We start from the raw sequence: 7730 nt of genomic DNA, 5'->3' as shown, positions 1-7730 counted from the left end.
TCTCCCCGATCGAGGCGGTTGATACGGTCGGCCAGATCGTCGCTGCGTTCTTGGAACAGCAGGCGTTCGTTGTGGACGAAATAGCGCTCGCAGCCGTGGTCGTTGATGAAGGCCATGCCGTAGCGGTTGGCCGACAGGTCTCCCACCAACAGCAGCATCTCCTGGCCCTCGCCGAAGGCTTCCTCGGTAAAGCGGAAGGCGTTGTCCAAGGCTGCGCCCGCAGCGTCGGTGTGCGCGTCAAGCGATTCGACGGTTTCCGCAAACAATGCTTTGACGCGGGCGAAGGGCACGTCGCCCGAAACGTCCGCGCGCAAGGCCGCATCGAGCAGCGCTAGCATGCGCTCGTAGGCCACGTACTTCTCGTCTGTCAGCAGGCTGGCCTTGCGTTCCGTTTCCAAGCGGTGCTGGATGTTGGAAGCCTCTGCGCGCAGCAGCGGCAGGGCGTTGGCGGCATCGATATCGTCCGCGCTGGCTGCCTCATTCGCAGAAAGCATATCGCGCATGACCGCCAGGCGCCCGTGCGCGAACGCGACGGCGCGCTCTTCGAGCACGGCTTCACGCAGGCGCCCGCCCAGCGCATCGACGATCAGCCCCATGAGCGCCACGCGTTCGTCGAAGGCGGCCCCACGCGCCCGCTCCAGCACGCTCTCGTCGGCCGAGCCTGCGAGGATGCGGTCGATCTGGTAGTCGGAGCGGTACTTCGAGAACAGGTCGTAGTACACGCTGAACCGCTTTGCGATCTGCGCGTCCTGCACGTACTGGCCCACCAGCAGTTCGTCCACTGCCAGCTCCTGCTCCTCGTAGAGTTTGATCATGGACGAGAGGTCGTCCCAGCCGCGTGCGGTGACGAACGACTTGCCGTCCACGGTGGTTTCCAAGCTGTAGAAATGCGCGCGCTCGATATCCAGGTAGGTGAGCACGGCCGGGTGCGCGCCGGTCAACACGGCGTAGTCGCGCCAAGCGCCGAAGTCGGGTTCCACGTCGATGCGCTTCAGGCGGTCCCAGGTGGCCATGTCGAAGTCATGTGCGGTGCGGTTGTACTCGGGCGGGTTGCCTGCGGTGACCACGATCCACCCGTCGGGCACGCGATGTCGCCCGAACATCTTGTACTGCAAGAATTGCAGCATGGCGGGTGTGAGCGTTTCCGACACGCAGTTGATCTCGTCCAAGAACAAGATGCCCTCGCGGTGCCCCGTGGCCTCCATCGCGTCGTACACGGCAGCGATGATCTCGCTCATGGTGTACTCCGACACGTCGTATTCCACTCCGTCGTAGGTTTTCTTGGCGATGAAGGGCAGTCCGAGCGCGCTTTGCCGGGTGTGGTGCGTCATCGAGTACGACACGAAGCCCACTTCGAGCTCCTGGGCGATCTGCTCCATGATGGCCGTCTTGCCGATGCCGGGTGCTCCCAGCAAGAACACCGGGCGCTGGCGCGAGGTGGGCAGGCGGTAGTTCCCGAACGCGTCCTTCGAAAAATAGGCGCGTATGGCATTTTTGATCTGGTCTTTCGCTTCGCGTATGTTCACAGCGAGCTTCCTTTCAGTCTTCCAGCGTGATGGTTTCGCCGAGGGCGATTTTCATGGCCCACGTGGGCACGGCGGCCGCGGCGGCCGAGGCATCGTCCACGAAGACGAACGCCGTGTCGTAGTCGGGCTTGCGGGCAGGATAGGTGCCGAATCCGTCGGTGAAGTAGACGAGGCCTCCCAGGTTGCGCAGGTCGCCCCGGTCCAGCGCGTCGTCCACGAAGGCGAACACAGGGCGGAAGTCGGTGCCGCCCAAGCCGACGATCTCGACGTTTTCCATGTAGTCGTCCAAATCGCCCAGGTTGGCTATGCGCGCCACGTGGGTGACGGCGGCATCGCACTGCACGATGAGCACGTTCATGTCGGCGAAGAAACTGGTTTCATCGGCCAGTACGGCGTAGGTTTTCTCGATGAAGCGGCGCACGAGGCCGTCTTTCGTGGAAGCCGAGGTGTCGATGGCTATGACGAAGTCGCGGACGCGTTTCTCCTCGGCGTATTCGAGCGGCTCGATGAGCGGCAGGTTGCCGTAGCGCGCAAGGCCGTAACAGTAGTACACGTAGTCGAACTCGTCGTCATTCACGCGGATGTGCTCGCCGATGCGGGCGAACTTGCGCAGGAACGCGCGGTAGTCCTGCTTCTCGCGGGTGACGGCCTTCAGGTTCATGGCCAGGTTCGCGCCCTTCGTGCCCCAAAGCTGCACGTAGGAGTCCAGTTGGATGCCGGTTTCTAGGGCGGCGTTCTTCCACTGCTCGCGCGAGCGGTCTAGGTTCACGGTATCGGCGAAGCGCTTGCCTGCGGTTGGCGCGGCGTTTTTCGGCGCCTGTTTCTGCGCGATGTCGTCGGGCGCCATGCCGCGCTTCGAGGCGTGGCTGCGCTGCGCGCCGTCGGCTTCGGGCGGCAGGTCGATATCGGTGCCGTCGTTGCCGGGGCCGACGGCGGGTGCGGGCGCCTGCGCGTGCGGCTCTTCCGGGCGCCGTGCCGATTCCCCGGTGCGCGCCTGTTCGGCTGCGATCGCGGCCATGCGGTGCCAGGGCGCATGGTCATCCACGTAGAACGGCTCGCGCAGCCGGGCGACTTCCGCATCGTCGGGCATCTCCTCGCGCAGGTAGCGGTAGACGGTCTCGGCGGTGACGAGGGGAAGCGCGGCATCGAGGAGCGCGAGTGCCGGTCGCTGCGCCCCGTCGCGGGCCGTGCGGGTTACCGTAAGGTCAAGCTCGGCTATGACGTGCTCTGCCACGAGGTCACAGGCGGCATCCCAGCGAAGCTCATCGACGCGCTCGCTCGGGTAGAGGTGCAGAAACACGTTGTGTAGCACGACGTGCAGGTAGGCGCGCGCAACGGACGCGGCATCGGTTGCGTAGGAGCGTGCAAGGGTTAGGGGGTCGTAGCGCAAGAAGGTGCCGTCGCAGGCGAGCGCGGTGCCGGGTGCGGGCAGGGGACGAAGACGCGCGAATGCGGCGTTCATGAAGCGCAGGTTCACGAGCAGCGTGTTTTTCGCAAGGTCGAGGGCTTGCCGGGCAAGCGGCTCGACGGCTTCGTCGGCCATATCAGCTCCTTTGAAGGGTGCGCTACCGGTGCGCGGAGGTGGGGAAGGCGTTCGTTTTCGCCCCGGTGCTTGCCTTTGCCGTTACGGGCAGTGTAGCATGAGGGAAAAGGGTTAACCAGGTGCTTGATGATATGTTTTGACAGGAGGCACAAAACCTATGGAGGCTAATGCGCTGGTATTTCGTTGTGACGACACTCCTGTCGAAAACATCATTGAGCATGTGATCAAAAATGGGCCACGGATGGAGGCAAGCGAGGCCCGCGTGATCCGTGCGGCCCAGGCGGTCGAGGGCGAAGTGTGGTCGCCGCAGTTGCCCGCCTTCGATGCTTGGGCGTCACGGGGCGGATCTGTCGCAACCGCTGCCAAGGATGCGCTCGAAGGCGCCGCCGCCGACGAGCGTGGCGTGGCCGATGAGGCAGGCCTGCCGTTCGGTACCGACGGCGATCTGCTGGTAGTGGGCTCGCTCGGCATGGGTATTACGGATGAGGCCCGCGAGAAGCTTATTCGCCAAGCAGTGCAAAAGCGAGGTGATGTATCCGAGCATGATGTGCCGGTTCGCGGCGCTGTGCACCTGCGCGACGCCCTAGGAGTGCGCCAGGACCCCGACGGCTACGCCCTCACTTTGTTCGACCTGCGTCTGCTCTCCCAGGCATGCGGGAGCGCCGACGGGCTGGTCGTGGCGCTGCCCGCTTTCGTAGACGGCATCCCTGTGGTGCGTATTGCGGCCGAAGCCTTTGCGCGGCGACTGGTGCAGGGTGTAGGGGTGCGGCTGCTGGTGGTTCCCGATACGGTCACCAGTATTGCGGAAGATGCGTTCTCGCTGCTTTCCGCACAACGCATCCACCTGGGGCGCAACGTGCGCACGCTGGGCAAGCAGCCGTGCGATGTGGCTGGGGTGTCACCTCGTTTGGCGCACCGCGCGTTCTCGGTGGAGCCGGGCAACGGGCTCTACGAGGCTCGCGAGGGCAGTCTGTTCGACGACGGAGGCAGGCGCCTGTTGTTCCTTGCCTCCCCTTACGGGGAGCGGGTTGACTTGCCCGCCGGCATTGAGTGTGTGACCGACGCGGCATTTGCCCTGGGCTGCGAGCCGCCTTCGGTGGTGAACTGCTCTTCTTCGCTGGTGCGTGTCGATGCGAAAGCATGGGACGATGCGGTGTGGCGGTGCCCGGACGATACTCCCGCGCGGCGGCCTCTGGCGGCGCGCGGGGTGCGCCTGGCGGGCGCGGGCGCGGTGGAGCAGGATGGCTGCTGGTACGACTTCGACGATGAGGGTGCTGTGCTGGTTGCTGGACCGCCCCCGCCCGCCTCGGTGTCACGGCGCTTTGCGCAGGAGGCTGCCTTGCGGGCTGCTGCCTTGCGGGGGCTGGAGGCGGGGGTGTCGCTATCCCGTCGAGAAGAGACGGTCGCCTCGCCAGAGACGCTGGCGCTGCCGCATGAGGTTGAAGGGCACCCGCTCGTCCGCATCGGCGTGCGCGCGCTGCCCTACGCACCCGCTACGCTCGTCGTGCCCGTCTGCGTGCGCACCATCGAGCGCGACAACTTCTGCCGGGGAACGAGGCGCCTCGTGTTGTCCGAGGGTCTGCAGCGCATCGGGGCCCACTGCTTCTGCTCGCGCATGCTCGAGGCGCCTGTCTCGGTTCCTGCCAGCGTGCGCGTTGTCGGGGAGGGCAGCTTCGAGTACGCGGTGTGCCGATTGGAGCGCACGGGCTCGATCGTGCACGTGTCGGCCGACCAGCTGCTTAGCTGCTTTCGCGACGAGGCTACCGAGGACGGCATGCCGTTCGATTTTTCCCGCTACGACGAGCTGCTTTGCTCGGGTAAGAACCTGCCTGACAAACTGGGTGCCGTCTTGCATCGCCTGGCCGTTCCCTACCGGCTGTCCAGTCGGGTGCGCGAAGTGCTGGTGGCCTACTTGCGCAGCCACGAGCGGGAAGCCCAGGAGCGCATTGCCCGCGACGGCGATCGTGCGATGGTGGCGGCGCTTTCCGAAGCCGGCTTCATCGACGAGCGCACGTTCGACCGCCAGATCGAGCTGCTACGTGCCCGCAATCGTACCGATTGCGTGATCTACCTCATGGACCGACGCCAGAAGCAACGCGCGTCCGAAGCTGCCGGCCAAGCGGAGGTTCCTGCTGCGCGAGATCGGTTCGCCCTGTAGGCGAAGCCGCGTTGCGCAAGCTTGCGGCAAAGCCCCCCGGAATACCTACTCCGCAGAAAGCTTCTGTGCGATGCCTGCTTTTGTACCGGCATCCTTCATCTCGCGCAGGATGCTCGGTGATGCGGCGGAGCCTGAGGCGAGGGTGGGTACCGTGGCCCGTGGAGGGGTGGGTCCCTTGTCGATAGGTTATGTCGAGGGGTTGCCGTGTGCCGAGGGGTTGGGAGGCCTCTTACGCAGCAGGCTCATCCGTGCTACACTGGCAATGTCAGCGATGCCCGTAGTTCCAAGGTGCGGAACGGGCGACGCGGTAGCTGGGGCCGGTAGCTGTGAACTACCGGCCCTTTTTACGCTTAACGGACACTCTCCCTATCACAAGACAAAGTATGTCTATGACGAACGATCCTATCGTGCAAAACGCTGCACACGCGAATAAGACGTCCATGGCAAACACCTCCTTTCGGAAGCGCCGCCCAGGTTCAAACGAGCATCGCCGACGGGGTTATTGTAGCATCTTGCTTGTTTGGTATGAAGTACTATTTTCCCAGTTCAATACCTATAAAGTGTTAGATTCTCGATGGGTTTTTGCCGGGTTTTGCAAGTTTTTTGCCAAGTGCCCGCAGCAGCTGTGCTAGCTTTTTGCCAGAAGTCTGCTGGATTCCTGTCGGGTCTGTGCGCTGTGCAAGATGATTGATCGAAGACGGCGCATCGGCGGCGCGTCTTGGTATACTTCGGTGGAACGATAGCGCCACAAGGGCGACAGGAGAGGTGCGCGATGATCGATGAGATTCAGGTTGAGAACCTAGCGCTGATTCGCCGGGCGGCGCTGCTGCCCGCGCGCGGCCTGACGGTGCTCACCGGCGAGACAGGGGCGGGCAAGACGGCACTGCTCTCGGCATTGAGGCTGCTCATGGGTGCTCGTGCCGACAAAGAGGCTGTGCGCGACGGCGAGGATGCGCTCGAGGTGTCGGGTCGTCTCTTCGGCATGGCGGTGCCGGAGGTTGAAGTTGCGGTCCCGGACGGGGAAGCGGGCGGTGCGGGGGGCGGTTCTGTCGCTTCGCCCGTGCCCGGTCCCGATGCCGAGATCGTGGTTTCGCGGCGGGTGACGGCCGACGGGCGCTCGCGCGCGTCTGTTGACGGGCGCATGGTGAGCGTTGGGGAGCTGGCCCGCTTGGTGGCGCCGACCATCGACCTCTGCGGGCAGCACGAGCACCAGCGGCTCATGAAGCCGTCGGCGCATGTGTGCATGCTGGATGCTTGGGCGGGGGAGGACGTTGCTGCTGCGCGCGCCACCTACGAGCAGGTATTTGCGCAGGCAACGGCTGCCGCGGCCGAGCTTGCCCGAGTGCGCGATGCAGGCGCCGCATCGTCTGCGAAGCTCAACGAGGCGCGGTTCGTGCTGCAGCGCATCGATGCGGTCGATCCGCGCGAGGGGGAATACGACGAGCTTTCAGCCGATTTGGCCCGCGTGGAGCATGCCGAGGCCCTGGCGGTGGCGGCGAATGCGGCGCATGAGGCGCTTGCGGGAGAGGACGGCTCCCTCGATGCGCTGAACAGCGCCATATCCGTATTGGACGGTGCTTCTTGCTACGACGCCAAGCTGGGCGAGTACGCCGATGCGCTGCGCGAGACGGGCTACGTCCTGGAAGACATTGCCCGCGAGGCGCGCGACTACCGCGACGGCGTGGAGTTCGATCCTGAGACGCTGGCGTGGCAGCAGGAGCGCATGGCGGCGCTTCAGGGCTTGCTGCGCACCTACGGCCCGCGCATCGAAGATGTGCTTGCTGCCCGCGCCAAGGCAGCCGACCTGGTGTCGCTCGTTGACGATGCTGCCGAGCGCGAACGCGCTGCGCAGGCGGCCCTCGATGCGGCCGAGTCGGAGCTTGCCACAGCCGCCCAGACCCTCGACGCCGTCCGCACTAAGGCGGCACCTCGCTTCTCAAGTGCGGTGACAGTGCAGATGGGACGCTTGGAGATGGGCGGTGCCGAGCTGGTGTGCGATCTGGCTCCGCTCGATCGTGCCGCTTGGACGAAGTCGGGCCCCTCGACGGTGGAGTTTCTGTTTCGTCCGGGTGCGGGCATGCAGGCGCGCCCGCTTGCCCGCATTGCGTCGGGTGGCGAGGTCAGCCGCGTGATGCTGGCTATCAAGGTGGTGCTGGGCGGTACCGACGAGGTCGATACGCTTGTGTTCGACGAGGTCGATGCCGGTGTGGGCGGCTCGACTGCCGTGGCGCTGGCCGACGTGCTTGTCGATCTTGCGCGCACGCACCAAGTTATCGTGGTGACGCACCTGGCCCAGGTGGCGGTGCGCGGCGAGGCTCACTATGCGGTGCGCAAGGCTGAGGGCGAGGGTGGCATGCCCGAGACTGACTTGCGCCGGCTCGCCGATGACGAGCGGCCGCCCGAGATAGCCCGCATGCTTTCCGGAGACGCTACCGAAACGTCGCTTGCCCACGCCCGCGAGATGCTCGAGCAGGTGCAGGGGCTCTAGCAGATAAGACAGCGT

4 protein-coding genes are annotated in these 7730 nt (G+C 65.1%); 2 read left to right on the top strand and 2 right to left on the bottom strand.

Translation table 11 applies throughout. From position 1 onward, the window contains the following. Positions 1-1526: MoxR family ATPase (locus tag RR842_RS10230; RefSeq protein ID WP_332522278.1), on the bottom strand; the 1526-nt coding region annotated here is incomplete at its 3' end. A 13-nt stretch (positions 1527-1539) separates the two neighbouring features. Further along, a complete protein-coding gene (locus RR842_RS10225; protein ID WP_332729673.1) occupies positions 1540-3069 on the bottom strand; it encodes a VWA-like domain-containing protein in 1530 nt (509 codons plus the stop codon). 157 nt (positions 3070-3226) lie between these two features. On the opposite strand from RR842_RS10225, the gene RR842_RS10220 reads away from it, so the two are divergent. After that, positions 3227-5227, top strand: coding sequence for a hypothetical protein (locus RR842_RS10220; protein ID WP_332729672.1), 2001 nt, complete (start codon positions 3227-3229; stop codon positions 5225-5227). A gap of 772 nt (positions 5228-5999) precedes the next feature. Further along, the gene (recN, locus tag RR842_RS10215) at positions 6000-7715 is read left to right on the top strand and encodes a DNA repair protein RecN (RefSeq protein ID WP_332514077.1); all 1716 of its coding nucleotides are present in this window, start codon (positions 6000-6002) and stop codon (positions 7713-7715) included. Positions 7716-7730 lie beyond the last annotated feature (15 nt).

This window comes from Gordonibacter sp., from assembly GCF_036667095.1.
Lineage (GTDB): Bacteria > Actinomycetota > Coriobacteriia > Coriobacteriales > Eggerthellaceae > Gordonibacter.
This window is presented reverse-complemented; position numbering and strand designations above follow the sequence as displayed.